Raw genomic sequence first — 26,085 nt, forward strand, 5'->3', positions numbered from 1 at the left:
AGCGGCTATTGGTGCGCGCGAAGCGTCACGCCGATCACGCGCGGGTCGCTCGGCGTACCGAGGATCAGCCCCGAATTGCCGGCCTGGATCGTCAGGTTCTGGATATAGTTCGAATCGAACACGTTGCGGACGAACACCGCCACTTCGAGCCCGGCGCGGGTGCGGAGTCCGAGGCTGGCGTTGGTGACGTTGTAGCCGTCGATCAGCGTATATTTCGACAGGCTGGGGTCGCCGTAATAGCTGGTGCGCCAGCTCGTATCCGCGTGGAGGATCACCGCGAGCGATCCGACCGGCAGCGTGTAGTCGCCGCCGATCGTCTCGGACCATTTCGGCAATCCCGCGAGCGGCCGACCGGTAAGGTTGCACGCGGTCGTCGCTGCGGTCTGGACTTCGAGCGGACAGGGGCCGGCGGGGTAATTCGAATAGTCGCCATGCGCGTAGGCGAGGTTGCCACGCAGCTGGAGATTGCGCGTGAGGTTGGCGGTCAGGTCGGCCTCGACGCCCTTCACCGTGACCTTGGGGATGTTCGAGAGATAGCCGCGCAAGGCGACCGTCTGCGAGCTGTCGACGATCGTCGCCTGGAAATCGCGTACGTCGGTGGTGAAGCCGGCAAGGTTGAAGGTCAGCCGTCGGTCGAACAGCGCGGTCTTGAGGCCTGCCTCATAGGTGGTGTTGAGCTCGGGCCGGATCACCGCCGTGGTCAGCACGGGCTGGTTGGCGGTGTTGAGCGGCAGCCCCGACAGATTGATCCCGCCCGATTTGAAACCCCTCGCATAGCTCGCGTACGCCAGCACCCGATCGTTCGCCTGCCAGGCGAGGTTGGCGCGGCCCGACAGGTTGCTTTCCGTGTCGTGCCCCGAATAGTTCTGCCCGCGCAGCACGCCGAGTTGCGCCGCGAGCAGCGCGGCGTTGGTCACGGTCGGTCCGCCGAAGGTGTAGGCGCTGTAGCTGCCGTCCTTGACCTCGTAGGTGTAGCGCAGGCCCCCGGTGAGCGTCAGGCGCGGCAGCAGCTTGTAGTTGAGCTCGGCAAAGGCGGCGTAGCTGTCTTCCTTGAGCCGCGTGGCGCCGTCGGTGCCATAGCCGTCGAGCAGGTTCGCCGGGACCGCGACCGCAGCGGCGCCGGTCCCCGTGGTGGTCCCGATCAGATAGCGCGCGGCGGCGGGGCCATAGATGCTGATCGGCTCGCCGGTGATCTTCTGATCGGAGAAATAGAGGCCGGCGACATAGCCCAAGCGATGTTCGCCGTTCGACGCGAGCCGCACTTCCTGGCTGAACTGGTCCTGCCGCGAGGGGATGTGCTGGGTGATCTGGACGGGGATGCCGGTATAATCGCGGTCGTTCGCCGCATCCCAGTTCCAGAAGCGCCAGGCGCTGACCGAGGTGAGCGTGCCGATCTTGCCGAGGTCCCAGTCGGCGATCGCCGAGACGCCGCCCTCGTTGGTGTTCACGCCGAGCTGCGCGTCGATGTCGGTCTTGCGGTCGTAGGGATTGGTGCTCGGCGGCGCGTAGCCGAACTGCGCGGCGAGCCCGGTCGGCCCGGCATATTGCCGCGTCGCGGCGCGCAGGCTCTGGCCGACGCGGAGATAGACCTGGGTGCAGCATTCGCTCTCGAAATTGGTGAAGTCGGCGGTTAGGCGGAGCTGGAAATCGCTCGTCGGCTTGAACAGCAATTGCCCGCGTACCGCCTGGTTGCCGATGCCGTTTTGCTTCGCGCCGGTGCGGATATTGTCGATCACGCCGTCGCGCCGCGTCGTCAGCCCCGAGATGCGGAACGCGAGCGTGTCGCCGGTCAGCGGACCCGATGCGGAGGCGCGCGCCTGGATGAAATTGTAGCTGCCGACCGATAGCTCCTCGCTTGCCTCGGGTGTGAAGGTCGGCGCCTTGCTGGTGATGCTGATGGAACCTGCCGTCGTGTTCTTGCCGAACAGCGTGCCCTGCGGCCCGCGCAGCACTTCGATCTGTTCGATATCCGAAAAGTCGAACGCTGCGGTTGCGGGGCGGGCGTGATAGACCTGATCGACATAGAAACCGACGCCGGGCTCGAGCCCGTCATTCGCCTGGCTCACCGCGACGACGCTGCTGCCGAGCCCGCGGATCGTGAAGGCGGTGTTACGCGGATTGGCCGAGCTGTAGTTGAGCGAGGGGACCAGCAGGCTCAACTGGTTGGTGTTGACGGTGTACGACCGCTCGATCAGCGCGCCGCCGACCACCGAGACCGCGAGCGGGACCTTTTCCAAATCCTCGGCGCGCCGCCGCGCGGTGACGGTGATGTCGGCTGCGCCCTCCGCGCTGCTGTCCAGGGCGGGGGCGGCGGGCGGCGCGTCCTTGGCCGATGCGACGGTCGGCACGGCACTGCAGAGCGCCGTCACCGAGATGGTGACGGCCAGGATCGACACTCGCATTCGCTAAACCCCTTACGCGCAGCCTCTTGCCTGCCGCGAGTCGCTGTATACCGTCGAATATAGCGAGCGGAAGCGTAATCGTCGGCAAGTGCGATTTCGCGCGATGGGAGGTGGTACGACGCCAGGTTCGCTCTTACGTAAACACCAGAAAATACGCGCCGCGATCTTCGGCCCGGCGCTGATGGTGACGACGCATGAAACTCGATCTGCTCTATTTCTCCTGGGTCCGCGAAGCGGTCGGCCGCGATGGCGAGATCGTCGATGTGCCGGCCGGGGTCGCTACCGTCGAGGATTTGCTCGCGCTGCTGGCGGCGCGCGGCGAAGGCTATGGCGTGTTCGCCACCACCGAGCGGCTGCGCTGCGCGATCGACCAGACCTTTGCACCGCTGTCCGCCGCGATCGCGGGCGCGCGCGAAGTCGCGATCTTCCCCCCGGTGACGGGCGGATGAGCATCCTGATCGGCGTTCAGGCGGCGGACTTTTCGCTCGCGACCGAACTCGAACGGCTCGAGGCGCTCGGCGGCGGCGCGGTCGCGAGCTTCACCGGCATCGTCCGCGCCGACGCGGCCGACACCGTCGCGCTCGAGCTCGAAACCTATCCGGCGATGGCCGAGCAGGCGCTGCGCGCGATCGCGCAGACCGCGACCGAGCGCTGGCCATTGCTCGGCGTGACGATGATCCACCGCTATGGCCGGTTGCCGGTCGGCGCGCGGATCGTGCTCGTCGCTACCGCCTCGCGGCATCGCGGCGCTGCGATGGAGGCCTGCGCCTTCCTGATCGACTGGGCCAAGACCGCCGCGCCGTTCTGGAAAAAGGAATGGCAGAGCGACGGCGCAGCGCAATGGGTCGAGCCGCGCGCCGCGGACGATGCCGCTGCGGCGGCATGGCGCGCACACGACCCGAAATAAGCCCGGATCCGTCGCGCGCCGCCGCAAGATCGCGTGACGCGCGGAGGTCTTCTGCCGTAAAACAGCCCTGCCGATGACTCGTCGCAATCTGGCGACTCACATCGGCCGGGAGAGCGCGGAACTGCCGCGGCCCGGATCCAGAGGCGAGGTGCTGCATGCAATTCACGATCAATGACCGGCCCGTCGAGGTCGACATCGACCTTCGAACGTCCCTGCTCGATCTGCTCCGCGACCATCTCGGCCTTATGGGCAGCAAGAAAGGCTGCAACCAGGGCGCATGCGGCGCCTGCACCGTGATCGTCGAGGGTGAGCGGATCAATTCGTGCCTCGCGCTTGCGGTGCAATATCAGGGCCGCGCGATCACCACGGTCGAGGGGCTGAGCGACGCCGAGGGGCTTCACCCGCTCCAGCGCGCCTTCATCGAGCATGACGGCTTCCAGTGCGGCTATTGCACGCCGGGGCAGCTCTGCTCGGCGGTGGCAATGGCGGACGAGATCGCGCGCGGCATTCCGAGCCACGTCACCGGCGACCTGACCGCCGAGACGATCGCGCTCGACCATGACGAGTTGCGCGAGCGGATGAGCGGCAATCTCTGCCGATGTGGTGCGTATAACGGTATCGTCGCGGCGATCGCGGAGACCTATGCGTCTGCCCCGGCGCGGCAGGAGGAAGCAGCATGACCCCGTTCAGCTATGCCCGCGCCGACGACGTTCCCGGCGCGATCGCACTTGCCGGCGCGACGCCCGACGCGAAATATCTCGGCGGCGGCACCAATCTGGTCGATCTGATGCGCGAGACGATCGAGCGGCCGGCGGCTCTGGTCGACGTGACCGGCCTGTCGCGCGAGATCACGGTCGGCGCCGATGGCGGCGTGGTGATCGGGGCGGGGGTGACCAACACCGCGCTTGCGGCGGACCGCACGATCCGCGCGCACTATCCGGTCCTTTCGCGCGCAATCCTGGCGGGCGCGAGCGCGCAGATCCGCAACGTCGCGACCGTCGGCGGCAATCTGCTCCAGCGGACGCGCTGCGGCTATTTCTACGATGATGCTGCGCGCTGCAACAAGCGCGCACCCGGCGCAGGCTGCGATGCGATCGACGGGTTCAACCGCATCCATGCGATCCTCGGCGCGTCGCCGTCGTGCGTCGCGACGCACCCTTCCGACATGTGCGTCGCGCTGGCGGCGCTCGATGCGCAGATACGCGTTGCCGGACCGGGCGGCGAGCGGACGATCGCGTTGGTCGACCTGCATCGCTTGCCGGGCGGCATGCCCGAGCGCGATACCGAGCTGCAGCCGGGCGAGCTGATCGTGTCCATCGAATTGCCCGCGCTGCCGTTCGCGGCGCACTCGACCTATCGCAAGGTCCGCGACCGCGCGAGTTACGCCTTTGCATTGATCTCGGTCGCTGCGGCGATCGAGCTCGAAGGCGGCGCGATCAAGGATGTGCGCCTCGCGCTCGGCGGCGTCGCGCACAAGCCGTGGCGCGCGTTCAAGGCCGAAGCCGCATTGCGCGGTCAGGCGCCGACCGCGGCGAACCTTCGCGCCGCCGCGGAACTGGAACTCGCCGACGCCGCGCCCCTGCGCGACAACGGCTTCAAGATCGAACTGGCCAAACGCGCGATCGTCGCGACCCTCGCCGAGTTGAGTGGAGAGCAGGCATGAGCATCGTCGAAAACGCCACGCAGCTCGCGCAGGGCACGATGCAGGCGGTGATGAAGAAGGCGATCGAGCTCGCGCCCGACAGCTGGATCCCCGGCGGGGTCCCCGATCCATTGATTCAGCACAAGCACGGGCTGGTCGGCACGCAGGTCTCGCGGCTCGATGGTCCGCTGAAGGTCAAGGGCGCGGCGCGCTTCGCCGCCGAGTTTCCGCTCGAGAACATGGTCTATGCCGCGCTGGCGTACAGCACGATCGCCAAGGGCCGCATCGCCACGCTCGACGTTGCGGCGGCCGAGGCGTCGCCGGGCGTCGTCTTGGTGATGACGCACAAGAACGCGCCGCGGCTCAAGCCGACGCCCGCCTTCATGACCGCGCCCAAGGCGGTCGGCGGCGACGACCTTCCGGTCATGCAGGACGACCGCATCTACTGGAACGGCGAGCCGATCGCGCTGGTGCTCGCCGAGACGCAGGAGCAGGCCGATCACGCCGCCTCGCTGATCGAGGTGACCTATGAGACCGAGACCGCGCTGACCGCATTCGAGGCGGCCAAGCCCGATCGCCAGAGCGCGTCGTTCATGGGCGCGCCGATGCTGGTCGAGATCGGCGACGCCGAGGCGGCACTCGCCGCCGCGCCGCATAGCATCGACCGAACCTATCGCACCCCGCGCCACAACCACAATCCGATCGAGCTCCACGCCGCGACGCTGTTCTGGCAAGGCGACGAACTGATCCTCCACGACGCCTCGCAATGCGTCGCGCATGTCGCCTGGACGCTCGCGCAGGTGTTCGGGATCGACGAGACGCAGGTGCATGTCACCTCGCCCTATGTCGGCGGCGGCTTCGGCAGCAAGACGCTGTGGAACCACCAGATCCTCGCGGCCGCGGCGGCTCGGCTCGCCGGGCGGCCGGTGCGGATCATGCTGTCGCGCGAGGGCGTGTACCGCATGGTCGGCGGGCGCACGCTGACCGAGCAGCGCGTCGCGCTCGGGGCGCAGGCTGACGGGACGTTCGACGCGCTGATCCATACCGGCGTGGTCGCGATGACGCCGCACAACAACATGCCCGAGCCGTTCATCCTTCCGGCACGCTCGGCCTATGCGGCGGGGAGCTTTCTGCTCAACGTCGAAGCGGTCGAGCTCGACATGCTCGCCAACACCTTCATGCGCGCGCCGGGCGAATCGGTCGGCACCTTCGCGCTCGAAAGCGCGGTCGACGAACTGGCGGTCGCGCTGGGCGTGGATCCGATCGCGCTGCGCGAGACCAACGAGCCCGAGAAGGACCCGACGACGGGCATGCCCTTCTCGACGCGCAACATCGTCGCGGCCTATCGCAGCGGCGCCGAGCGTTTCGGTTGGGACAAGCGCACTGCGACACCTGGCGAGCGGCGCGAGGGCGAGTGGCTGGTCGGCATGGGCTGCGCCACCGCGACCTATCCCTATTACCGGATGCCCGGTGGCGCGGCGCGCCTCACGTTGACGAAGCAAGGCGCTGTCTCGCTCGAGATCGCGGCGCACGAGATGGGGATGGGCACCGCGACGACGCACACCATGGTGCTCGCCGAACGGCTCGGGCTGCCGATGGACAAGGTCAGCTTCCGCTACGGCGATTCGAAGATGCCGGGTGTGGTGCTCGCGGGCGGATCGCAGCAGACCGCGTCGATCGGCGCGGCGGTGATCGCGGCGCAGAACGCGCTGTTTGCCGAACTCCTCAAGCTCGCCGGGAACGACTCGCCGCTCGCCGGGCTCAAGCCCGATGAGGTCGGCGGCTATGAAGGTGGGCTTTGCAAGCTCGACGATCCGAGCGCGTGCGAAAGCTATGTCTCGATCCTGTCGCGCGCGCAGCGCGACGAGGTCAGCGTCGAAGCCGAGGGCTCGGCGCCGCTCGAGACGCAGCATTGGTCGATGCATTCGTACGGCGCGATGTTCGCCGAGGTACGCGTCAATGCGGTGACCGGCGAAGTGCGCGTCAGCCGTTTTCTCGGCTCGTTCGACTGCGGCAAGATCCTCAATCCCAAGACCGCGACGAGCCAGTTCCGCGGCGGGATCATCATGGGGCTCGGCATGGCGCTGATGGAGGAGACGCAGTTCGACGAGCGGACGGGCCGCGTGATGAACCCGAGTCTCGCCGAATATCACGTGCCGGTGCATATGGACGTGCCCGAGATCGACGTGATCTGGACCGACATTCCCGACCCGCACGCCCCGATGGGCGCGCATGGCATCGGCGAGATCGGGATTACCGGCGTTGCGGCGGCGGTGGCGAATGCGGTGTTCAACGCGACGGGGAAGCGTGTGCGCGATCTCCCGATCACGCTCGACAAGCTGTTGTAAGCGGCGGGCACGGGGGCGGGGAGGATCGCAGCTCGCGCCGCGATCCTCCGGCTTCCGGTCACCCGCGCTCGTCCCCCAACCCGTCACCCCGGCCTTGTGCCGGGGTCCACCGTGACGCGGATTCCGCCACGGCAGCACCTGCGGCCCGGTGGACCCCGGGATAAGCCCGGGGTGACGGATGGGGGTTAGGGGCGGGGGCGCGTCCTATACCGATCGTATCTGCGTGTAGGAGCGCCTCGAGAAGCGCCCCGACACGCGCACACCCAGCCTCACTACCCGCGGTCGTGCAGCGCCTTGACCATTCCTGCGGCGACCGACAGCGCGATCTCGCTTGCGCCGATCGCGTTGATGTCGATCCCGGCCGGTCCGTCGATCCGCGCGAGGTCTTCCTGCCCGAAGCCCGCCGCTGCCAAACGCTCAAGCCGCGCGGCGTGGCTGCGGCGCGAGCCTAACGCCGCGATATACCCGGTCTCGGCCGACAGCGCCGCGATCAGCGCCGGGTCGTCGATCTTCGGATCGTGACTCAGCATGATCACCGCGGTCGATGGCCCCGGATTGTACGCCGCGACCGCTTCGTCGGGCCAGCGATCGTCGAGCGTCACGCCGGGGAAGCGTTCTTCCGTCAGGAAGCGCGTGCGCGGATCGATCACCGTCGCCTTGATGCCGAGCGTCGTGGCGATCTGCGCCAGCGCCTGCGCGATCTGCACCGCGCCGACGATCAGCACCTGGCGTGGCGCGGCGTAGGTGTTGGCGAAAGCGCCGTCGCCGCCGAGCGGCTCGAGGCTGCTGCGACCGGTATCGAGGTCGGTATAGACCGTCACGCCCCGCCCCGAGCCTTGCGCATGCTCGATCGCATCGAACACCGCCGGCGGGAAGCCGGCGCCGGAAACGGGCTGAACGAGCACTTCGATCGTCCCCCCGCAGGGCAGCCCGACTTCCCACGCCGAGCCGTCGGCGACGCCGTATTTGCGGCGCTCGGGCTTACCGCTCGCCAGCACCTCGGCGGCGAGGGTAAGGACATCGCCCTCGACGCATCCGCCCGACACCGAGCCTTCCAGCCGGCCATCGGCATGGACGAGCATATGGCTGCCGCGCGGACGCGGCGCCGAACCCCAGGTCGAAATGACCGTCGCGATCGCCATCGGCGCCCCGCGCCAGGCCGCGAAGGCCGCGAGTGCCGTCTCGTTGTCCGCCATCGCCTCAGCCCCCGGTCACGCTCATGTGCCGCCCGACGGCTGGCGCGGCGTTACGATCGACAATCTCGAAGGCATGGCGCAACGGCTTGGTGAGCAGCGCGGCGTCGATCGCGGCGTCGAGCGCGGCCGGGCCGCCCTCGCGCAGTACCTGCTTCAGGTCCATCTTGTCGTCATGGCCGAGGCACATATAGAGCCGCCCCGACGCGGTCAGCCGAACGCGGTTGCAGCCTTCGCAGAAATTGTTGGTCAGCGGCGTGATGAGCCCGAGCCGGGTCCCGGTCTCGCGGACGCGGACGTAGCGCGCCGGGCCGCCGGTACGGTGATCGTCGCGCTCGAGCGTAAAGCGTTGCTCGAGCCGCTGACGGACGACGTCGAGCGGGAGATAGCGATCGGTGCGATCCTCATCGACCACGCCGAGCGGCATCGTCTCGATCAGTGTCAGGTCGAAACCATGCGTGCCGCACCAGCGGATCATCGGCTCGATCTCGTCCTCGTTCGCGCCTTTCAGCGCGACCATGTTGATCTTGATCGACAGGCCCGCCGCCTTGCCTGCGGCGATGCCGTCGAGCACCTCGTCGAGATTGCCCGTCCGCGTGATGTGGCGGAAATTCTCCCGGTCGAGGCTGTCGAGGCTGACATTGACGCGCCGCACGCCCGCCGCGAACAGCGTCTCGGCATGCTGCGACAGCCGCGTCGCATTGGTGGTCAGCGTCATCTCGTCGAGCGCGCCGGTCTTGATATGCTGGCCGATATGCCGCGCGAGATCATCGACGCCGCGCCGCACCAGCGGCTCACCACCGGTCAGCCGGATCTTGCGCACGCCGCGCAAGATGAAGGCATCGGCGACCGCGCCCATTTCCTCGATCGTCAGCACTTCCTTGCGCGGCAGGAAAGTCATCGCCTCGCTCATGCAATAGCGACAGCGCAGATCGCAGCGGTCGGTCACCGACAGCCGCAGATAGGTGATCCGGCGACCGAAGCTGTCGGTGAGCGGGCGGGGGACAGTGTCGGGGCGGAGGTTCGACATCGGAAAACGGCAACTCACAAAGGACGGCGAACGGGGCGATACGCGATGGGTCTACCCTATTTAGGGCACCGGCGACACGAATGCCATGCCACCGGCGCCGCGATGCCTCACGCGACCGGCGGCAGATGCGCGAGATGCTTGTCGAGGGTAACGGGATATTCGCGCACGCGAACCCCGCTCGCATTGTAAATCGCATTGGCGATCGCCGCTCCGACGCCGCACAGGCCGAGCTCGCCGACACCCTTGGCCTTCATCGGCGAGGAGGTCGGATCGACCTCGTCGAGGAAGATCACCTCCTGATGCGGGATGTCGGCATGGACCGGCACTTCATATGTGGCGAGGTCGTGGTTGACGAAGAAACCGAAGCGCGTGTCGACCGCGAGTTCCTCCATCAGTGCCGCGCCCGCACCCATCGTCATCGCGCCGATCACCTGGCTGCGCGCCGATTTTGGGTTGAGGATGCGCCCCGCCGCGCACACCGCGAGCATCCGGCGGATTCGCACCTCGCCGGTCAGGCTATGGACTGCCGCCTCGACGAAATGGCCGGCGAAGGTCGATTGCTGGTACGTCTTGCCCAGATCGCCATATTCGATCGCGTCCTCGGCGACGAGACCGGCATCGCCCGCGGCTTCGGTGAGCGCCACCGAGCGATTGCCCGAGCGCACCTTGCCGCCTTCGAAGCTGACATCGGCCGAATTGAAGCCGAGCTTCTGCGCGATCGCCTCGCGCAGCTTGACGCACGCGGCATAGACGCCCGCGGTTGCATTGTTGGCGCCCCATTGCCCGCCCGATCCGGCCGACACCGGGTGATCGGAATCACCGAGCTGGACGACGACCTTGTCGACATCGACCCCCATCATCTCGGCCGCGGTCTGCGCGATGATCGTGTAGGTACCGGTGCCGATATCGGTCATGTCGGTCGAGACGGTGACGATACCCTTCTTGTCGAGCGCGACCCGCGCCGCCGACTTCATCGCCATGCTGTTGCGGAAGCCCGCTGCCATGCCCATGCCGACAAGCCATTGGCCGTCGCGCACTTGCCCGGGCTTGGCGCTGCGCTGCTTCCAGCCGAAGCGCTCGGCGCCCTGTTCGAGGCATTGCACGAGCTGGCGCTGCGAGAAGCGGCGCTCGGGCTTTTCGGGATCGACCTGCGTGTCGTTGGCGACGCGGAAGGCGATCGGATCCATGCCGAGCTTCTCGGCCATCTCGTCCATCGCGATCTCGAGCGCCATCAGCCCAGGCGCTTCGCCCGGCGCGCGCATCGCATTGCCCTCGGGCAGATCGAGCACGGCGAGCTTCATCGAGGTCAGACGGTTGGCGCCAGCGTAGAGCAAGCGCGTCTGGCTGACCGCGGTCTCGGGGCCACCGCCGGGCAGATCGCCCGATCCGCTCTCATGCGCGATCGCGGTAATCTTGCCGTCGCGCCCGGCGCCAAGGCGGATCCGCTGGATCGTCGCAGGGCGGTGCGTCGTGTTGTTGAACATCATCGGGCGCGTGAGCGTGACCTTGACCGGGCGACCGGCGGCCTTTGCGCCAAGTGCCGCAAGGATGACATCGGCGCGGATGAACAGCTTGCCGCCGAAGCCACCGCCGACATAGGGCGAGACCAGCCGGACATTCTCCTTCGGGATACCGAGCGTCTTGGCGACGTCGCCCTTGCTCCAGGCGATCATCTGGTTCGAGGTCCACAGCGTGACCTTGTCGCCGTCCCACTTCGCAGTGGTGGCGTGCGGCTCCATCATCGCGTGGCTGTGATCGGGCGTGGTGTAGGTTGCGTCGAGCTTGACCGGCGCGGCGCCGAACGCTGCGTCGAAGTCACCGATCTTGGTGACGGGGGGCTTGCCCTTGTCGCCATGGTAGGGCGCGGTCTTGAGCTCTTCCGACAGATCGAAGCGGCCCTTGGTCCGTGCGTAATCGATCACGATCAGCGCGGCGGCGGCGCGCGCCTGCTCGAACGTCTCGGCGACGACGAGCGCGACCGCCTGATGGTAATGATCGATCTCGGGCCCGCCGAGCAGTTTGGCGGTGTTGAAATTGCCCTTGCCGAGCGCGCCGGCGCTCTCGGCGGTGACGATCGTCAGCACGCCGGGCGCGGCCTTGGCGGCGGCCATGTCGATCCGGCTGATCCTCCCCTTGGCGATGCCTGCGCCAACGAGATAGCCGTAGGCCGGATTGGTGACGACATCGTGGCGCTCATAGGCGTAGGGCGCGGTGCCGGTGGTCTTGAACTTGCCGTCGATGCGATCGATCGGCTTGCCGACATGCTTGAGCTGATCGATCGGGTTCTGGCCGGCGGGTGTGTCGAACTTCATCGCGTTCAGCCCTTCGCTTCGATCAGGGCCGCGGCGAGCGTGCGCTCGACCAGCGTGACCTTGAAGGCATTGTCGTGCGTCGGCTTGGCGCCGGCGAGCAGCTTCGGCGTCACCGCCGCGGCGCCTTGCGGCAGCGCCGCCTCGGCCGCCTCGACGCGCCACGGCTTGGGTGCGATCCCGCCCACCGCGACGCGGCCCGAGCCGTCGCGCTGGACGATCGCGGCGACCGAAACGAGCGCGAAGGCGTAGGACGCGCGGTCGCGCACCTTGTGATAGATGTGCGTCCCGCCGATCGGCTTGGGCAACGTGACCGCGGTGATCAGTTCGCCGGGCACCAGCGCGGTTTCGATCTGCGGCGTGCTGCCGGGCAGCTTGTGGAAATCGGCGATCGGGATCGCGCGCGCGCTGCCATCGGGGCGGACGGTCTCGACGGTCGCGTCGAGCAGCCGCATCGCCACCGCCATGTCGCCGGGATAGGTGGCGATGCACGCGTCGCTGGTGCCGATGATGCCGAGCTGGCGGCTATACCCGCCGATCGCGGCACAGCCCGAGCCGGGCTTGCGCTTGTTGCACGCCTGGTTGGAATCATAGAAATACGGACAGCGCGTGCGCTGGAGCAGATTGCCCGCAGTGGTCGCCTTGTTGCGCAGCTGGCCGCTCGCCCCCGCGACGATCGCGCGGCTGAGCACGCCGTAATCGCGGCGCACGCGGGCGTCGGAGGCAAGATCCGAATTGCTGACGAACGCGCCGATGCGCAGGCCGCCGTCCTTGGTCTCTTCGATCCGGTCGAGCTTGAGGTCCTGCACGTCGATCAGATGCGCCGGGGTCTCGATCTGCAGCTTCATCAGGTCGAGCAGGTTGGTGCCGCCCGCGATGAACTTCGCGTTCGGCGTGCGCGCGACCGCGGCCGCCGCTTCGGCGTGCGACGTCGCTCGCGCATAGGTGAACGGCTTCATGCGTTGGTCCCCGCAACTTCGCTCATCGCGTCGAGAATGTTCGAATAGGCGCCGCACCGGCAGATGTTGCCGCTCATCCGCTCGCGCATCTCGGCGTTGGTAGCGCGCGGCGCGTCGGTCAGGCTGGCGGTGACATGGCTCGGCGTGCCGGCCTTGATCTCGGCGAGGACCGCCACCGCCGAGCAGATTTGCCCGGGAGTGCAATACCCGCACTGATAGCCGTCATGCTTGACGAAGGCGGCCTGCATCGGGTGGAGATGCTCGGGCGTGCCGAGCCCCTCGATCGTCGTGATCTTGTCGCCCTGGTGCATCACGGCGAGGCTGAGGCACGAATTGATCCGCTTGCCGTCGACGATGACGGTGCAGGCGCCGCACTGACCGTGGTCGCAGCCCTTCTTGGTGCCGGTCAGGTGCAGATGCTCTCGCAACGTGTCGAGCAGCGTCGTCCGCGTATCGACCTCGAGCGTCTGCTTCTTGCCGTTGACGGTGAGGGTGACGGGCATCGTCATCGGCTGCTCCTGTTGTGCCGGTGCCGGCGCCGCTGCTGCCGGGATCGCGGCAAGGCCTGCCGTCATCGCCCCACCCACCAGAACGCCGCGCCGCGACACCGCTGTCTCGCTCTTGATATCCACCGAACGTCCTCTGTTTGAAATGGCCATCCGGCCAGCGCCCCGTCCGCGCCGAACTCACGCGCCAAGCTATAATCCGTCGCAACCGAACCCTCAACCGCGGCCTTTGGTTCACGCCGTAAGAAGGAATAGGCGGCGAGACCGCGACGGGGGGTATTCGAAGCGATGTCAGGCCTCGGTGGCCAATCCTTCGAGCAGCGTTTCGATCACGCCCAGACGTTCAATCGCGTCCTCGTGCGCCGCGCGTAGCAACAAGCGGTCGGCCTTCTGCTCGAGCCCCGTCGTATCGCCGGCAAAATCGGGGCGGGGGGTCAGCGCGATCGCCGCGGGCCCGGCGTCGATCCGCGCGATCCGTGCGCCGAACGCCAGTACACGCAGCCTTGCGACCGTGATCAAGGCGCGTGCCTGCGGCGGCAAGCTGCCGAAGCGATCCTCGAGCTCGGCCTCGAACGCGTCGAGCGCAGGCATGGTGTCGAGCCGCGACAGCCGGCCGTAAAGCGCGACGCGGACGTCGTCCTCGGGGATCCACTCGATCGGAAGACTGCCGGCGATGCCGAGATGGAGTTCGGGCGTCCAGCGTTCGACATGCTCGCCGCGCGCGGTGCGCAGGGCGGATTCGAGCAGATAGTGGTACAGATCGACCCCGATCAGCTTCATGTGCCCGGCCTGGGCATCGCCGAGCAGATCGCCCGCGCCGCGCATGTCGAGATCGCGCGCGCTGATCGCAAAACCGGCGCCGAGCGTGTCGAGCGCCTCGAGCGTGCGCAGCCGCTTGAGCGTCGCCTCGGCGACCTTGGTGTCAGGGTCGGTGAGCAGCAAAATCTGACCGCGCCGCCCGCCGCGTCCGACGCGACCGCGCAACTGATGGAGCTGTGACAGGCCGAAGCGATCGGCGCGCCATACGATCATCGTGTTGGCGCGCGGCACGTCGAGCCCGGCCTCGACGATATTGGTGGCGAGCAAGACGTCGCCGTCGCCACTCGCGAAGCCGACCATCGCGCTGTCGATCTCGGCGGCGGCCATCTTGCCATGCGCTTGGCGGATCGTGAGATCGGGCACGAGCGTGGCGAGACGTTCCTGCATCGGTGCGATGTCCTCGATCCGCGAGACGACGACGAAGCTCTGCCCGCCACGCTCGCGTTCGCGCAGCAGCGCGGTGCGCAGGGTCACCGGATCGAAGGTGCCGATGCTGGTGCGGATCGGCTGGCGCCGCGCGGGCGGGGTGGCAATCACCGACACTTGCTGCAGCCCGATCAGCGCGCTCTGCAAGGTGCGCGGGATCGGCGTCGCGGTTAGCGTCAGGACGTGCCCGTCAGGGTTGAGGCCACGCAGTTTCGCCTTGTCGGCCGCGCCGAAGCGCTGCTCCTCGTCGATCACGACGAGGCCGAGGTCGCGATACGCGACGCCCTTGGCCGCCACCGCGCCGGTGCCGATCACGATCGCGATCGAGCCGTCGGCGAGGCCGGCCTTGACCGTCTTTTTCTCCGCCGGGCTCGACAGCCGCGACAGGCCAGCCACCGCTAGACCGGTGGCGGCGAAACGCTTGGCGAACAGCTCGAGATGCTGGCGCACCAGCACCGTCGTCGGCGCGGCGATCACGACCTGCTTGCCCGCGAGCGCAGCGATCGCGGCGGCGCGCAGCGCGACTTCGGTCTTGCCATAGCCGACATCGCCGACGACGAGCCGGTCCATCGGCTTGCCCGCGGCGAGATCGGCGCGCGTCGCGGCGATCGCGCGCGCCTGGTCGGGGGTCTCGGTAAAGGCGAACGCGGCGGCGAAGCGCTCATACGCGTCGACGTCGGGCTCGAGGACGACGGCGGTGCGGGCTTCGCGTTCCTTGGCGAGCGCGGTCAGACCGCGTGCGCTTTCGGCGACCGCCGCGTCGATCGCGCCGCGGCGCTTCTGCCAACTCGACCCGTCGAGCGTGTCGAGCGCAACCGCGTCGCGGTCGGCGCCATAGCGCCAGATCCGGTCGGCATCGGCGACCGGGACCAGCCGCCGGCCGTCCTTGGCAAATTCGAGCACGATCGCGTCGCCGGCATCGTCCTCGACGCCGACGGGTTCGATCCCGGCGACAAGCCCGATGCCGAAATCCTCGTGAACGACCAGGTCCCCGATGCGGATATCGCCCATGTCGCCGAGCAAGGTGGTCGTGGCATCGCTCGCCGCATGCGTCGCCTGAACGCGGCTGCCGAGCAGATCGGCGGCGGCGATCACGCTCAGACCCGGCGCCTGCCAGCCATGATCGATTGCCATGTCGAGCATCGCCGCGCTGCCGGGTTCGAGCGTCGCGACGTCGGTCCATTGCTGGAGTTTGGTGAAGGCGATGCCCTGCGCCTTGGCGAGCCGCGGGGCGAGGAAGCGGATGTCGCGCGCTGCGCCGAGCAAGACGAGCCGGTCGCCTTGTTCGAGCGCCGCCTTGGCGAAGCGCGCGAACGCCCGGGCCGGTGCCTTGCGTTCGACGAAGCGCGGGACGGGCTGTTCCTCGCCCTGCGCAAGGTCGATCGTGTCACGCCCCTTGAGCGCCGTGTTCCAACGCTTGCGGTCGACGATCGGCGGGGTATCGATCCCGCGCGCCTTGGTGGCCGTCAAAGCGAGGCCGACATAGCGATCGCGGCGCGCAATGCCCTCGGGGTCGATCGCGATGCGCGCTTCTGGGGCATGGTCGAACAGCGATACCCAGTCCGCACCGAGCGGTGGCTCGGACACGCGACCGATCTGGATCGTCCCGATCGGTTCGGTGCCGAGCTGCGAGACGGGATCGTAGAGCCGGATCGCGCTGATCACCGCATTGAAGACCTCGATCCGCACCGGCGCCACGGCATCGGCCGGGAACAGATCGACCACCTGACCGCGCATCGCCATCTCGCCGGGTTCATCGACCCGGTCGTCGGTGGTATAGCCGATCTCGCCGAGCATCGCGGCGAGCGCTGTCATGTCGATGCTGTCGCCGACGGCCAGCGTCGGGGGCGCGTCGTCAAACGCGGCCGGGCGCGGATAGGCCGCGGCGGCGGCTTCGGCGGTGGTAATGAAGGCGACGCGCTGTTGATCGGCCAACGCCAGACGCAGGCGGCGCAGCGCCGCGATCCGGCGACCGACATTGGTCGGCGAAGCGGGCGCGGTATCGCCGGGCAAGGCGTCGCTCGACGGGCTGTGCACCACGACCATTTCGGGAGCCGCGCACGCCAGCGCCGCCGCGACGGCCTCGGCGCGTTGCTCGTCAGTCGCGATATAAAGGATGTCGTGGCCGACTGCGGCCTCCGCGAGCTTGGTCGCGACGATCCCGACGGCGGCGTCGCGCTTCGTGGCGTGAGTGGTTCCCGCAGGCGGATTGGCGTCAGCGAGCAGCATCGCGCGGCCCCAGTACAGAGTTCGCGACGATCGCCGCGCTTTCGGTTCCGCTCATGCTCGGCATATCATCGCGTCAGTTTCTCCCAGCGTCAGGAGCGTCCTAACGGGCGGACAAGCGCTTTCGGTCCCGCAGAAAGCGACGATTTGTCAGGAGATTGACTTCGATCAGGACGAACGTTGGGTTTGGCGCAGCGCCGTGCCCGTCCCCTCGCCAGAGCTTGGCGAGGGTGTGAGTTTCTCGTCGCCGGAGAATAGCCGGTCGAGCCGGCGCCGTGTGGTGCGATCGAACTCGGCCTTCGACACCGTCGAGGGGCGCGACAGTTCGAGCTCGTCGGCGATCGCGGCCTTGATCCGCGTCACCGCGTCGTCCTGGAGAACGCCGGCCTGTACCAGTTCAGTGGTGAGCTGGATCAGGCCGACCGCCGTCGCCTGCGCGCGCAATCCGACGAAATTGATCAGGTCGTGGACTTCCTTGCCGGCTCTCGAATCCATCTCGATACTCCTCGCTCCGGGTCATGCCGTGCGCCGCCCGTGTGCTTATACCGGCCATCCTCTGCTCTTTTGCGGTAATCGCAAGGCCATCGCTGTCGGCCTGACGCAGCACGACGCCGATCGGTCCCGCACATCAGCGCGTGTGGTGCGCGTGGAACAGCCGACCGCCCTCGACCCAATAGACGATCGCGAGCACGACGAGCCCGATCGTGAGATAGCCGATCGCGAGCGGATAGGTCGTGCCGTTATACGACTGCCCGATCAGCGACCCGACCACCACCGCGCCGACGCTGGTGATGAAGCCCTGGATCGACGAGGCGGTTCCCGCAATATGTCCGACCGGCTCCATCGCCATCGCGCCGAAGTTCGATCCGCACAGCCCGATGCAGGTCATGCTCAGCGCCTGGAAGACCATATAGGTGGCGAGCGACTCCGCGCCGAGCGCGATCACCGCGATGTGCAGCGCCGACAGCGCGATCAACGCGAGCAATGCGCTCTGCGAGATCAACCGCGTGCCGAGGCGTTCGACCAGCCGGCTGTTGGCGAAGGCCGCGCAGCCCATGAAGAAGGCGCAGATCGCAAACAGGATCGTGAAGCGATCGCCGGTATGGAATTCCTCGACGAAGATCTGCTGCGCCGAGGAAACGAAGGCGATGATCGCGCCGAAGGTCATCGAGGCGGCCACCGCATAGCCGGCGGAATAGCGGTTGGTCAGCGTCAGCCGATAGGCTTGGCCGAGCGCTGCGAGCGACAAGGGGGAGCGCCGCGAAACGGCGAGTGATTCGCCGAGCCGGAAGAAGGTCCAGCTCAGCACGAACGCGGCGAAGGCAGCGAGCGCGTAGAAGATGAAGCGCCACGGCCCGAAGCCGAGCAGCACCTGCCCGATGCTCGGCGCGAGGATCGGGACGAGGAAGAAGATCATCTGCGCGACCGACAGCGTCCGCGCCATCTGCCGCCCCGAGAATCGATCGCGCACGATCGCTACCGCGAGAACGCGCGTCGAGGCCGACATCAGTCCTTGCAGGAAGCGCGCGCCCAGCAACGCCGCGAAGGTCGTCGATCCACCGGCGAAGATGCTCGCAGCGACGAACCCGGCGAGCGAGGTGAGCAGGATCGGCCTGCGTCCGTAGCGATCGGCGAGGGGCCCGTAGACGAGTTGTCCCGAACCGAAGCCGAGCATGTAGATCGTGATGATCCACTGCCGCTGGTTCGCGGTCGCGATCGCGAGGCGGTGGCCGATATCGGCAAGCGCGGGCAGCATCAGATCGACGCCGAGCGCGTTGACCGCCATCAGCGCGGCGACGAAGGCAACGAACTCGCGCGGTTGCATCGTCGTTGGGGCAGGTTTGTCGAGCATGCCGCCGCCTAGTCGCAACCGAGGCGCGAGGCCACCCGTTCCGGTCGAAGGGCGCACCCTGGCGCGGCCCGCGTCACGCGATCGCGAGATCGGGCGTAGCAGTCGCCGCCGCGAGCAGCGCCCTTACGCTGCGCTCGGTCGCCGCGGTGGCGGGGTTGTAGACGATCATGCCGAGCTCGGGTCGCCCGTCGACCGCAAAGGCGGAGAATTCGAGCTCGAGCAGGCCGACCTCGGGATGGTGCAGCCGCTTGACCCCATCGGCATGGCCGGCGACTTCATTGCTTTTCCACAGAGCCGCGAATTCGGGGCTGCGTTGCGACAGTTCATCGACGAGGTCGGAAATTTCCGCCGCCGCGCCGGCGCGCGTCGCATCCGCTCGAAAGGCGCCAACGACATAGCGCGCGACCTGCGCCCAATCCTCCTGCGCCGCCTTGATCCGCGAGTCCGAGAACATCATACGAAGGATATTGCGCTGGTCGCGCGGAAGCTTGCCATAGTCGGTCAGCACCGCCGCCGCCGCTGCGTTCCATGCGACCACGTCCCACGTCGCGGTCTTGATGATCGCCGGGCTCAAGGGCCAGGCGTCGAGCACGCGTTGCAGCCGCGGGGTCACTTCGTCCGAGCCGGTATAGCGCGCTTCGGGCGGCCGCCCGAGCCCGAGCACGAACAGATGCTCGCGTTCGGGCTCGGTCAGCATCAAACCGGCGGCAAGGCGATCGAGCACGTCCGCCGACGGAGCGCCGCCGCGCCCCTGTTCGAGCCAGGTGTACCAGGTGGGGCTGATGTTCGCGCGCTGCGCGACTTCTTCGCGGCGCAAGCCCGGCGTGCGCCGCCGGCCACCGCTGAAGCCGAAGCTCGCGGCATCCATCCGCGTCCGACGGTCGCGGAGAAAGGTTCCAAGCGGGTTGCTCGGGTCGGAAGCCATAGGATGTCCTGTTACCCGTTATACCATGATACGATCCCTACTTTACCAGAAAGCCGGGTCGGCGGAAATGGCGATATCGATCAACGGAGATTGACTCATGCGCGTTTTTCTTACCGGCGCGACCGGCTTCATCGGCTCCCACATCATCCCCGAACTGCTTGCGGGCGGGCATCAGGTCCTAGGGCTGACGCGATCGGACGAAGGTGCGCGGACGCTCGAAGCCGCGGGTGTCGCGGTGCATCGCGGGACGCTCGAGGATCCCGCCAGCCTGAGCGCCGGAGCGGCACAGGCCGACGCGGTGATCCACACCGCGTTCGACCATGATTTCTCCAATTTCGTCGCCAATTGCGAGAAGGACCGCCACGCGATCGCCGCGCTGGGCGAGGCGCTCGCGGGGTCCGATCGGCCGCTGCTGATCACCTCCGGGGTCGGGATCGGCGATCCCGGGGATGGCGAACCCGCGCGCGAAGACGTGTTCAACGACCGGCATCCCAATCCGCGTGTCGCCTCTGAAGCGCTCGCGCAGACGCTGCTCGCCGATGGCGTCGACGTCCGCGTGGTCCGGCTCCCGCAAGTCCATGACACCGTCAAGCAGGGGCTGATCACGCCCTATATCGCGCTCGCCCGCGAGCAGGGCAGCGTGGCCTATGTCGGCGAGGGCGCCAATCGCTGGTCCGCGGCGCCTGTCGGCGATGTGGCGAGGCTGTACCGTCTCGCGCTCGAGCGCGGCACGCGCGGGGCGCGTTATCACGCGGTTGCCGAGGAAGGCGTCAGCGCGCGCGCGATCGCCGAAATGGTCGCGACGGGCCTCGGCCTCCCGACCGTTTCGCTCAGCCCCGAACAGGCGCCCGCCCATTTCGGCTGGTTTGCAAGGTTCGCCAGCATGGATCTGCGTGCGTCGAGCGCCTGGACACGCGCGCAGCTCGACTGGATGCCGACCGGGCCGGGGCTCATCGCTGACCTGCAAGCGATGGACTATGCCCCGCCGCTCGCAACCGCATAGCCTGTCCGAAACCCAGCGTGACGGGCGCGAGGCACTCGAGCAGGCTCATGCGAACCGGATCGCCTCAGCCCCGCTGGAAGCCACCGTCGCGAACGGTTGCGGCCGCCGGCGACTTCGCCGCGTCCGTCGCCTGGCGGCGCCGGACGCTGACGACCACCGCGACCAGCCCGAGCGCCGATGATGCGGCCCCGGCAAGCGCCACCGCAGGATAGCCGAGCCCGAGCGCGATCACCCCGCCGCCGAGCGCGGCACCGATCGCATTGCCGAGATTGAACGCGCCGATATTGACCGCCGAGGCGAGGTTGGGCGCGTCGGCCGCGGCATGCATGACGCGGACCTGCAATGGCGGGACAAGGGCGAAGCTCGCGACGCCCCACACGAAGATCAGGATCGCGGCGGGCGCCTTGAACGGCATCAGCAGCGCGAAGGCGATCAGGATCAGCGTCAGCGCGAGCAACGTGACGATCAGCGTCCGGTCGACCGAGCGATCGGCAAAGCGCCCGCCGAGCCAGTTGCCGACCGTCAGCCCGACGCCATAGGTGACGAGCATCGCGGTGATGAAGCCGAGCGAGGCATGCGTCGTGTCGCGCAGGATCGGCGTGATGTAGGTGAAGACCGTGAACATCGCGCTCGCCCCGACGACCGTCAGCCCAAGCGCGCCGAGCACCACGCCGCGCCGCAGCACGCGCAGTTCGGCCATCGCGTTCCCGCCCTCGGGCGCCGGAAGCGCGGGCAGCGTCGCCCGCAGCGCGACCATCGTGACGATGCCGAGCGCGGTGATCCCCCAGAACGCGGACCGCCAGCCGAGCGCCGCGCCCGCCCAGGTCGCGAGCGGCACGCCGACGACATTGGCGATCGTCAGTCCCATGAACATCGCCGCGACCGCGCCGGCGCGGCGCTCGGGCGGAACGAGGCTCGCCGCGACGATCGAGCCGACGCCGAAGAACGCGCCGTGGTTGAACGAGGTGAGGATCCGCGCCGCCATCAGCATGCCGTAGCTACCAGATACCGCCGCGAGCAGGTTGCCGAGCGTGAAAATCCCGGCGAGCGCGATCAGCAGCGTCCGCCGCGGCAGACGGCCGGTGGTGAGCGTCATGATCGGCGCGCCGATCATGACGCCGAGCGCATAGGCGCTGATCAGCAGCCCCGCGGACGGGATCGAGACATGGAGATCGCTCGCGATCACTGGCAGCAAGCCCATCGGCGCGAATTCGGTGACGCCGATGCCGAACGCACCGACCGACAGGGCCAACAGCCCGGGGTTGAACTTCATGACGGGGTCCTCAAACCAAAGGCGGGTTCAGCAGGGTGAAACCCGCTTGCTGGCGATAGGGTGCATGCGGGTAGGGCGGAAGCTTGGCGCTCGCCGCGTCGAGCCGGGTGATCTGTTCGGGCGCGAGTGTCCAGCCGACCGCGCCGAGATTGTCGCGCAGTTGCGCTTCGTTGCGCGCGCCGATGATCACCGATGCGACGGTCGGGCGCTGCAGCAGCCAGTTGATCGCGATTTGCGGGACGGTCTTGCCCGTTTCGGCGGCAACCGCTTCGAGCGCATCGACCACGCGGTACAGCTCTTCGGCCTCGACCGGCGGCGCGAACTGCTCGGTATCGTGGAGCCGGCTGCCAGCGGGGACCGGCCGGTCGCGCCCGATCTTGCCGGTGAGGCGACCCCAGCCGAGCGGACTCCACACCAAGGCGCCGACGCCCTGATCCACACCGAGCGGCATCAGATCGGCTTCGTAATCGCGGCCGATCAGCGAATAATAGACCTGGTGCGCGACGAGCCGCGGCCAGCCGTTGCGGTCGGCGGCGGCCTGCGCCTTCATCACCTGCCATCCGGGATAATTCGACACGCCGGCGTAGCGCACCTTGCCCGCCGCGATCAGCGTGGCGAGCGTGCCCATCACTTCCTCTGCCGGGGTCGAGGCGTCGAGGGCGTGGAGCTGGAGGATATCGATATGATCGGTGCCGAGCCGCCGCAGCGACTCCTCCACCGCGCGGATCAGCCGGGCGCGCGAGGCGCCCCAGTCCTGCGGTCCGTCGCCCAGCGGCAGGCCGGTCTTGGTCGAGAGCAGCACCGCGTCGCGCCGGCCCTTGATCGCCGCGCCGAGCACGCTCTCGGACGCGCCGTTCGAATAGACGTCGGCGGTGTCGAACAGCGTGACGCCGGCATCGAGGCAGAGATCGACCATGCCCCGCGCTTCGGCTTCGTCGGTGCGGCCCCACGCGCCGAACAGCGGCCCGGTTCCGCCGAAGGTCGCCGTGCCGAAGCTGAGCGCGGGGACGCGTAGCCCCGATGCGCCGAGTTGCCGATAGTCCATGTGCAGATCCCGTCGATGGTGAGACGCATAAATGGACCCGGGGGGTCGGATTGATTAGGGGCGAACGCGGCGAAGGATTTTTGATATGGACGCAAAGATGGCTTTCGGCACGGACCGCGCGCGCGCGCTCGAAGTGTTCGCAGCGGTAATGCGTGCGGGCAGTTTTTCGGGCGCTGGGCGGCTGCTCGGGCTGACCCCGTCCGCGGTGGCGCGATCGGTCGACCGGATCGAGGCGCGGTTGGGGGTGCGGCTGCTGCTGCGCTCGACGCGAGCGCTCACACCGACTGCCGAGGGGATCGCCTATCTGCAGACCGCGCGGCGGATCCTCGCCGATCTCGACGATGCCGAGCAGCAGATTGCCGACCAGGGCGCGCCGCGCGGCCGGCTGCGGATCAGCGCGGCGCTGTCGCACGGGCGGTTGTGCATCGTCCCGCTGCTCGAGGCGTTCGCGCGGCTCTATCCGCAGATCCTGATCGATATCGCGCTGTCGGATACGCTGATCGACGTCGCGGCGGGGCAGGCCGATGTCGCGATCCGTTTCGGGCCGCTCGCCGACAGCGCGCTCACCGCGCGCAAGCTCGGCGAGAGCGGGCGTGTGATCGTCGCCTCGCCCGACTATCTTGCACGGCGTGGCACTCCGACGGCACCGGAACAGCTCCACGCGCATAACTGCCTCAACTTCAACTTTCGTCGCGTCGAGCCCGTCTGGCCGTTCCGCCGCGACCGACAGGATTTCGCGCTGGTGGTGCAGGGAAATATCGAGGCGAACAATGGCGAGACGCTCGGCCAGCTTGCTGCGGCGGGGGTCGGCATCGCGCGGGTCGGCGCGTTCAGCGTCGCCGAGGACATCGCTGCGGGGCGGCTGGTGGCGCTGCTCGAGGATTATAATCCCGGCGACGTCGAACTGATCCACGCGCTGTTCGTCGGTGGCAGCAACGTGCCCGCCCGCGTGCGCGTGTTCGTCGATTTTCTTGCAAGTCGGCTTACGCGATCGCCAGACCCGTCGTCAGCGCCTCGATCAGCGCGTCGACCTTCGGGCTGAGCTGGCGGCTGCGCGGCCAGACGAGATGCAGCGGCAGACCGACCGTCGCCAGTTCGGGCAGGATCTCGATCAGCTCGCCGCGTGCGAGCTCGTCCTTGATCAGCCAGGTCGCGAGTTGCGCGATGCCGAACCCCGCCTTGACCGCGCCGACCTGCGCCTCGGCGCTGCCGAGCACGATCCGTCCATCCATCTTTCGCTGCTCGATCGCACCGGCTGCGTCGGTAAAGCGCCATGCGATCGTACTGCCGTCGGCGCGGCCATAAAGGATGCGGTCGAGGTCGGCGAGCGCCTCGGCTGAAGCGGGGGACTCGCGGCGCGCGAGATAGCTTGGGGCGGCGCAGAAGATGATGCGTTCGTGCCCGAGATAGCGGTGCCCGAGATTGTCCGCCCATGCCGTCGAGGCCCCGATCCGGATTGCGACGTCGATGCTCTCCTCGACGATGTCGACGACGCGATCGGTGAACGTGACCACCGGGCGGACGCCGCGATGCCGCTCGGCAAAGGCGAGCAGCGCGGGCATCACCTGCATTCGGCCGAACGCCACCGGTACGTCGATTTTCAATCGCCCGACGATTTCGGAGCGTTGCGCGGCGAGCACGGCCTCGGCTTCAGCGAGCTCGCCGAGTACGCGCACGCAGGTTTCGTAAAAAGCCGCGCCGGCATCGGTCAACGCGAGACGGCGCGTCGTGCGATCGAACAAGCGGCTCCCTAGCCGCGCCTCGAGCCGCGCGATGCTCTTGCTCACCGCCGAATTGGTAAGGTTAAGCCGCCCGCCGGCCGCGGTGAAGCTGCCGGCATCGGCTGCGCTGACAAACGCTTCGATACCCTTGAGGCGTTCGGATGGGATCACGGCGCTGCTCCATTCTGGAATTTTGGTCGTCTCATAGCCGAAAAAATGCCGTGAGACTCGACTTTCGGTCGCGCGTTAGAGCGGGCTGAACAGGAGCCTAATCATGCCGTCCATCGTCCGCCCCCTTCATACTGCGCCGCCGGGTGCCGCATCGGCGGGCCGTGGGCTCGCGGTGTTGCTTCTCGCCATCTCTGCGTTCGTGATCGTCACGACCGAGTTTATCATCGTCGGGCTGCTGCCGAGCCTGTCGCGCGATCTTGGAATTTCGATCTCGACCGCGGGGCAGCTCGTAACGCTGTTCGCCTTTACCGTGATGCTGGCCGGGCCATTTCTGACGGCGCTGCTGTCGCATTTCGAGCGCAGGCGGCTGTTCGTCACGATCCTGGTGATCTTCGCGGGCGCCAATGCGCTGGCCGCCGCCGCGCCCGATATCTGGGTGCTTGGGCTCGCACGCTTCCTGCCCGCGCTTGCATTGCCGGTGTTCTGGGGCACGGCGAGCGAGACCGCGGGCGAACTCGCCGGGCCCGAAAAGGCCGGCAAGGCGGTCGCCAATGTCTATCTCGGGATTTCGGGCGCGATGGTGCTCGGCATTCCGATCGGCACGCTCGCCTCGACCGCGTTCGGCTGGCGCGGGACGTTCTGTGGACTGGCGGGGCTTTCGCTGGTGATGGCGGTGTTGCTGTTCGTGGTGATGCCGACGCTTGCACGACCCGCGCGCGTGAAGCTCGCCGAGCAGGCGCGGATCCTCAAGGACCCGTACTTCCTCGGCAACGTCGTCCTCTCGGTGATCGTCTTCACCGCGATGTTCACGGCGTACACCTATCTCGCCGACACGCTCGAGCAGGTCGCCAGGATCCCGGTCGGGCAGGTCGGCTGGTGGCTGATGGGCTTCGGCATCGTCGGCCTCGGCGGCAATTGGCTCGGCGGGCAGTTCGTCGGTCGTGGGCCGTTGATGGTGACCGCGGTCACGGCGCTGGTGCTCGCGCTCGGCATGGCGGCGACGACGCTGGTGGCGGGCTCGCACGTCTGGCTCGCGGTGGCGATCGCGGTGTGGGGGATCGCGAATACCGCGCTTTATCCGATCTGCCAGGTCCGCGTGATGCAGTCGGCGAGCCATGCGCAGGCGCTGGCGGGCACGCTCAACGTGTCGATGGCGAATGCCGGGATCGGGCTCGGCGCGATCATCGGCGGCTCGGTGATCCAGCATCTCGGGCTCGGCGCGGTCGGCTATGTCGCGGCGGCCATCGCCGTCCTCGCCGCGATCGTCGCGGCGCTGGTCGGCCGGCTCAAGCCTGCGGCCTAGCCCGTCCTCGCGCGTTCGCCCCTCA

21 protein-coding genes are annotated in these 26,085 nt (G+C 68.0%); 8 read left to right on the forward strand and 13 right to left on the reverse strand.

Translation table 11 applies throughout. The features are described from left to right. Window positions 1–5: 5 nt before the first annotated feature. Window positions 6–2,402, reverse strand: a complete 2,397-nt coding sequence (locus tag RH90_RS11695; protein WP_029625260.1) for a TonB-dependent receptor — start codon at window positions 2,400–2,402, stop codon at window positions 6–8. A 194-nt stretch (window positions 2,403–2,596) separates the two neighbouring features. On the opposite strand from RH90_RS11695, the gene moaD reads away from it, so the two are divergent. The 5 genes from moaD (at window position 2,597) to RH90_RS11720 (ending at window position 7,299) form a co-directional block, all read left to right on the forward strand. After that, window positions 2,597–2,851 (forward strand): molybdopterin converting factor subunit 1, encoded by a 255-nt coding sequence (gene moaD, locus RH90_RS11700; protein WP_010185856.1) that lies wholly within the window; start codon window positions 2,597–2,599, stop codon window positions 2,849–2,851. Then, window positions 2,848–3,309 (forward strand): molybdenum cofactor biosynthesis protein MoaE, encoded by a 462-nt coding sequence (locus RH90_RS11705; protein ID WP_010185857.1) that lies wholly within the window; start codon window positions 2,848–2,850, stop codon window positions 3,307–3,309. The genes moaD and RH90_RS11705 overlap by 4 nt, the downstream gene beginning before the upstream one ends. Window positions 3,310–3,464: 155 nt before the next feature. After that, on the forward strand, window positions 3,465–3,989 hold the full coding sequence (locus tag RH90_RS11710) for a 2Fe-2S iron-sulfur cluster-binding protein (RefSeq protein ID WP_010185858.1): 525 nt from the start codon (window positions 3,465–3,467) through the stop codon (window positions 3,987–3,989). Further along, window positions 3,986–4,972: an FAD binding domain-containing protein gene (locus tag RH90_RS11715; RefSeq protein WP_010185859.1), complete on the forward strand. Its 987-nt coding sequence runs from the start codon at window positions 3,986–3,988 to the stop codon at window positions 4,970–4,972. The genes RH90_RS11710 and RH90_RS11715 overlap by 4 nt, the downstream gene beginning before the upstream one ends. After that, window positions 4,969–7,299, forward strand: a complete 2,331-nt coding sequence (locus RH90_RS11720; RefSeq protein WP_010185860.1) for a xanthine dehydrogenase family protein molybdopterin-binding subunit — start codon at window positions 4,969–4,971, stop codon at window positions 7,297–7,299. Before RH90_RS11715 ends, RH90_RS11720 begins: the two co-directional genes overlap by 4 nt. A gap of 272 nt (window positions 7,300–7,571) precedes the next feature. On the opposite strand, the gene RH90_RS11725 is transcribed toward RH90_RS11720, so the two are convergent. From RH90_RS11725 to RH90_RS11765, 9 genes are all read right to left on the reverse strand, one after another. Continuing rightward, the gene (locus RH90_RS11725; protein WP_010185861.1) at window positions 7,572–8,495 is read right to left on the reverse strand and encodes an XdhC family protein; all 924 of its coding nucleotides are present in this window, start codon (window positions 8,493–8,495) and stop codon (window positions 7,572–7,574) included. Window positions 8,496–8,499: 4 nt separating this feature from the next. Next, on the reverse strand, window positions 8,500–9,522 hold the full coding sequence (gene moaA, locus RH90_RS11730; protein ID WP_010185862.1) for a GTP 3',8-cyclase MoaA: 1,023 nt from the start codon (window positions 9,520–9,522) through the stop codon (window positions 8,500–8,502). A 107-nt stretch (window positions 9,523–9,629) separates the two neighbouring features. Continuing rightward, window positions 9,630–11,834, reverse strand: coding sequence for an aldehyde oxidoreductase molybdenum-binding subunit PaoC (gene paoC / locus RH90_RS11735; RefSeq protein WP_010185863.1), 2,205 nt, complete (start codon window positions 11,832–11,834; stop codon window positions 9,630–9,632). A gap of 5 nt (window positions 11,835–11,839) precedes the next feature. Continuing rightward, a complete protein-coding gene (locus RH90_RS11740; protein WP_010185864.1) occupies window positions 11,840–12,790 on the reverse strand; it encodes an FAD binding domain-containing protein in 951 nt (316 codons plus the stop codon). Further along, window positions 12,787–13,422, reverse strand: coding sequence for an aldehyde dehydrogenase iron-sulfur subunit PaoA (paoA, locus tag RH90_RS11745; RefSeq protein WP_010185865.1), 636 nt, complete (start codon window positions 13,420–13,422; stop codon window positions 12,787–12,789). Before paoA ends, RH90_RS11740 begins: the two co-directional genes overlap by 4 nt. 165 nt (window positions 13,423–13,587) lie before the next feature. Then, entirely contained in the window at window positions 13,588–16,770 is a 3,183-nt protein-coding gene (locus RH90_RS11750; protein WP_010185866.1) for a helicase-related protein, read from the reverse strand. 165 nt (window positions 16,771–16,935) lie between these two features. Next, entirely contained in the window at window positions 16,936–17,262 is a 327-nt protein-coding gene (locus RH90_RS11755; protein ID WP_010185867.1) for a hypothetical protein, read from the reverse strand. Window positions 17,263–17,395: 133 nt separating this feature from the next. Next, the gene (locus RH90_RS11760; protein WP_010185868.1) at window positions 17,396–18,592 is read right to left on the reverse strand and encodes an MFS transporter; all 1,197 of its coding nucleotides are present in this window, start codon (window positions 18,590–18,592) and stop codon (window positions 17,396–17,398) included. Between the two features lie 100 nt (window positions 18,593–18,692). Further along, a complete protein-coding gene (locus RH90_RS11765; protein ID WP_010185869.1) occupies window positions 18,693–19,544 on the reverse strand; it encodes a helix-turn-helix transcriptional regulator in 852 nt (283 codons plus the stop codon). Window positions 19,545–19,641: 97 nt separating this feature from the next. Here RH90_RS11765 and RH90_RS11770 point away from each other — a divergent pair, with 97 nt between their 5' ends. After that, window positions 19,642–20,547: an SDR family oxidoreductase gene (locus RH90_RS11770; RefSeq protein ID WP_010185870.1), complete on the forward strand. Its 906-nt coding sequence runs from the start codon at window positions 19,642–19,644 to the stop codon at window positions 20,545–20,547. Between the two features lie 64 nt (window positions 20,548–20,611). Here RH90_RS11770 and RH90_RS11775 read toward each other — a convergent pair whose 3' ends face one another. Together RH90_RS11775 and RH90_RS11780 are read right to left on the reverse strand one after the other, a co-directional pair. After that, window positions 20,612–21,820: an MFS transporter gene (locus RH90_RS11775; protein WP_010185871.1), complete on the reverse strand. Its 1,209-nt coding sequence runs from the start codon at window positions 21,818–21,820 to the stop codon at window positions 20,612–20,614. Window positions 21,821–21,830: 10 nt separating this feature from the next. Beyond that, a complete protein-coding gene (locus tag RH90_RS11780) occupies window positions 21,831–22,865 on the reverse strand; it encodes an aldo/keto reductase (protein ID WP_010185872.1) in 1,035 nt (344 codons plus the stop codon). Window positions 22,866–22,950: 85 nt separating this feature from the next. On the opposite strand from RH90_RS11780, the gene RH90_RS11785 reads away from it, so the two are divergent. Continuing rightward, complete coding sequence (locus RH90_RS11785; RefSeq protein WP_010185873.1) at window positions 22,951–23,907, forward strand: LysR family transcriptional regulator; 957 nt, start codon at window positions 22,951–22,953, stop codon at window positions 23,905–23,907. Here RH90_RS11785 and RH90_RS11790 read toward each other — a convergent pair. Then, window positions 23,849–24,757 carry a LysR family transcriptional regulator gene (locus RH90_RS11790; protein WP_010185874.1) on the reverse strand — a complete coding sequence of 303 codons (909 nt, stop codon included), beginning with the start codon at window positions 24,755–24,757 and terminating at the stop codon, window positions 23,849–23,851. The two genes, RH90_RS11785 and RH90_RS11790, sit on opposite strands and share 59 nt — an antisense overlap. Window positions 24,758–24,860: 103 nt before the next feature. Between RH90_RS11790 and RH90_RS11795 the strand changes: the two genes are divergently transcribed. Continuing rightward, window positions 24,861–26,060: an MFS transporter gene (locus tag RH90_RS11795; protein ID WP_010185875.1), complete on the forward strand. Its 1,200-nt coding sequence runs from the start codon at window positions 24,861–24,863 to the stop codon at window positions 26,058–26,060. Window positions 26,061–26,085 lie beyond the last annotated feature (25 nt).

Source organism: Sphingomonas sp. PAMC 26605, from assembly GCF_000241485.1.
Taxonomy (GTDB): domain Bacteria; phylum Pseudomonadota; class Alphaproteobacteria; order Sphingomonadales; family Sphingomonadaceae; genus Sphingomonas.

Bases quoted from the DNA above. Each gene is read 5' to 3' on its own strand.
- RH90_RS11710 (WP_010185858.1), top strand. From the start codon at position 3,465: ATGCAATTCACGATCAATGACCGGCCCGTCGAGGTCGACATCGACCTT.
- moaA (WP_010185862.1), bottom strand. From the start codon at position 9,522: ATGTCGAACCTCCGCCCCGACACTGTCCCCCGCCCGCTCACCGACAGC.
- RH90_RS11765 (WP_010185869.1), bottom strand. From the start codon at position 19,544: ATGGCTTCCGACCCGAGCAACCCGCTTGGAACCTTTCTCCGCGACCGT.
- RH90_RS11740 (WP_010185864.1), bottom strand. From the start codon at position 12,790: ATGAAGCCGTTCACCTATGCGCGAGCGACGTCGCACGCCGAAGCGGCG.
- RH90_RS11725 (WP_010185861.1), bottom strand. From the start codon at position 8,495: ATGGCGGACAACGAGACGGCACTCGCGGCCTTCGCGGCCTGGCGCGGG.
- RH90_RS11715 (WP_010185859.1), top strand. From the start codon at position 3,986: ATGACCCCGTTCAGCTATGCCCGCGCCGACGACGTTCCCGGCGCGATC.
- RH90_RS11785 (WP_010185873.1), top strand. From the start codon at position 22,951: ATGGACGCAAAGATGGCTTTCGGCACGGACCGCGCGCGCGCGCTCGAA.
- RH90_RS11705 (WP_010185857.1), top strand. From the start codon at position 2,848: ATGAGCATCCTGATCGGCGTTCAGGCGGCGGACTTTTCGCTCGCGACC.
- RH90_RS11695 (WP_029625260.1), bottom strand. From the start codon at position 2,402: ATGCGAGTGTCGATCCTGGCCGTCACCATCTCGGTGACGGCGCTCTGC.
- RH90_RS11775 (WP_010185871.1), bottom strand. From the start codon at position 21,820: ATGAAGTTCAACCCCGGGCTGTTGGCCCTGTCGGTCGGTGCGTTCGGC.
- RH90_RS11720 (WP_010185860.1), top strand. From the start codon at position 4,969: ATGAGCATCGTCGAAAACGCCACGCAGCTCGCGCAGGGCACGATGCAG.
- RH90_RS11755 (WP_010185867.1), bottom strand. From the start codon at position 17,262: ATGGATTCGAGAGCCGGCAAGGAAGTCCACGACCTGATCAATTTCGTC.
- RH90_RS11760 (WP_010185868.1), bottom strand. From the start codon at position 18,592: ATGCAACCGCGCGAGTTCGTTGCCTTCGTCGCCGCGCTGATGGCGGTC.
- RH90_RS11780 (WP_010185872.1), bottom strand. From the start codon at position 22,865: ATGGACTATCGGCAACTCGGCGCATCGGGGCTACGCGTCCCCGCGCTC.
- paoC (WP_010185863.1), bottom strand. From the start codon at position 11,834: ATGAAGTTCGACACACCCGCCGGCCAGAACCCGATCGATCAGCTCAAG.
- moaD (WP_010185856.1), top strand. From the start codon at position 2,597: ATGAAACTCGATCTGCTCTATTTCTCCTGGGTCCGCGAAGCGGTCGGC.
- RH90_RS11750 (WP_010185866.1), bottom strand. From the start codon at position 16,770: ATGCTGCTCGCTGACGCCAATCCGCCTGCGGGAACCACTCACGCCACG.
- RH90_RS11795 (WP_010185875.1), top strand. From the start codon at position 24,861: ATGCCGTCCATCGTCCGCCCCCTTCATACTGCGCCGCCGGGTGCCGCA.
- RH90_RS11770 (WP_010185870.1), top strand. From the start codon at position 19,642: ATGCGCGTTTTTCTTACCGGCGCGACCGGCTTCATCGGCTCCCACATC.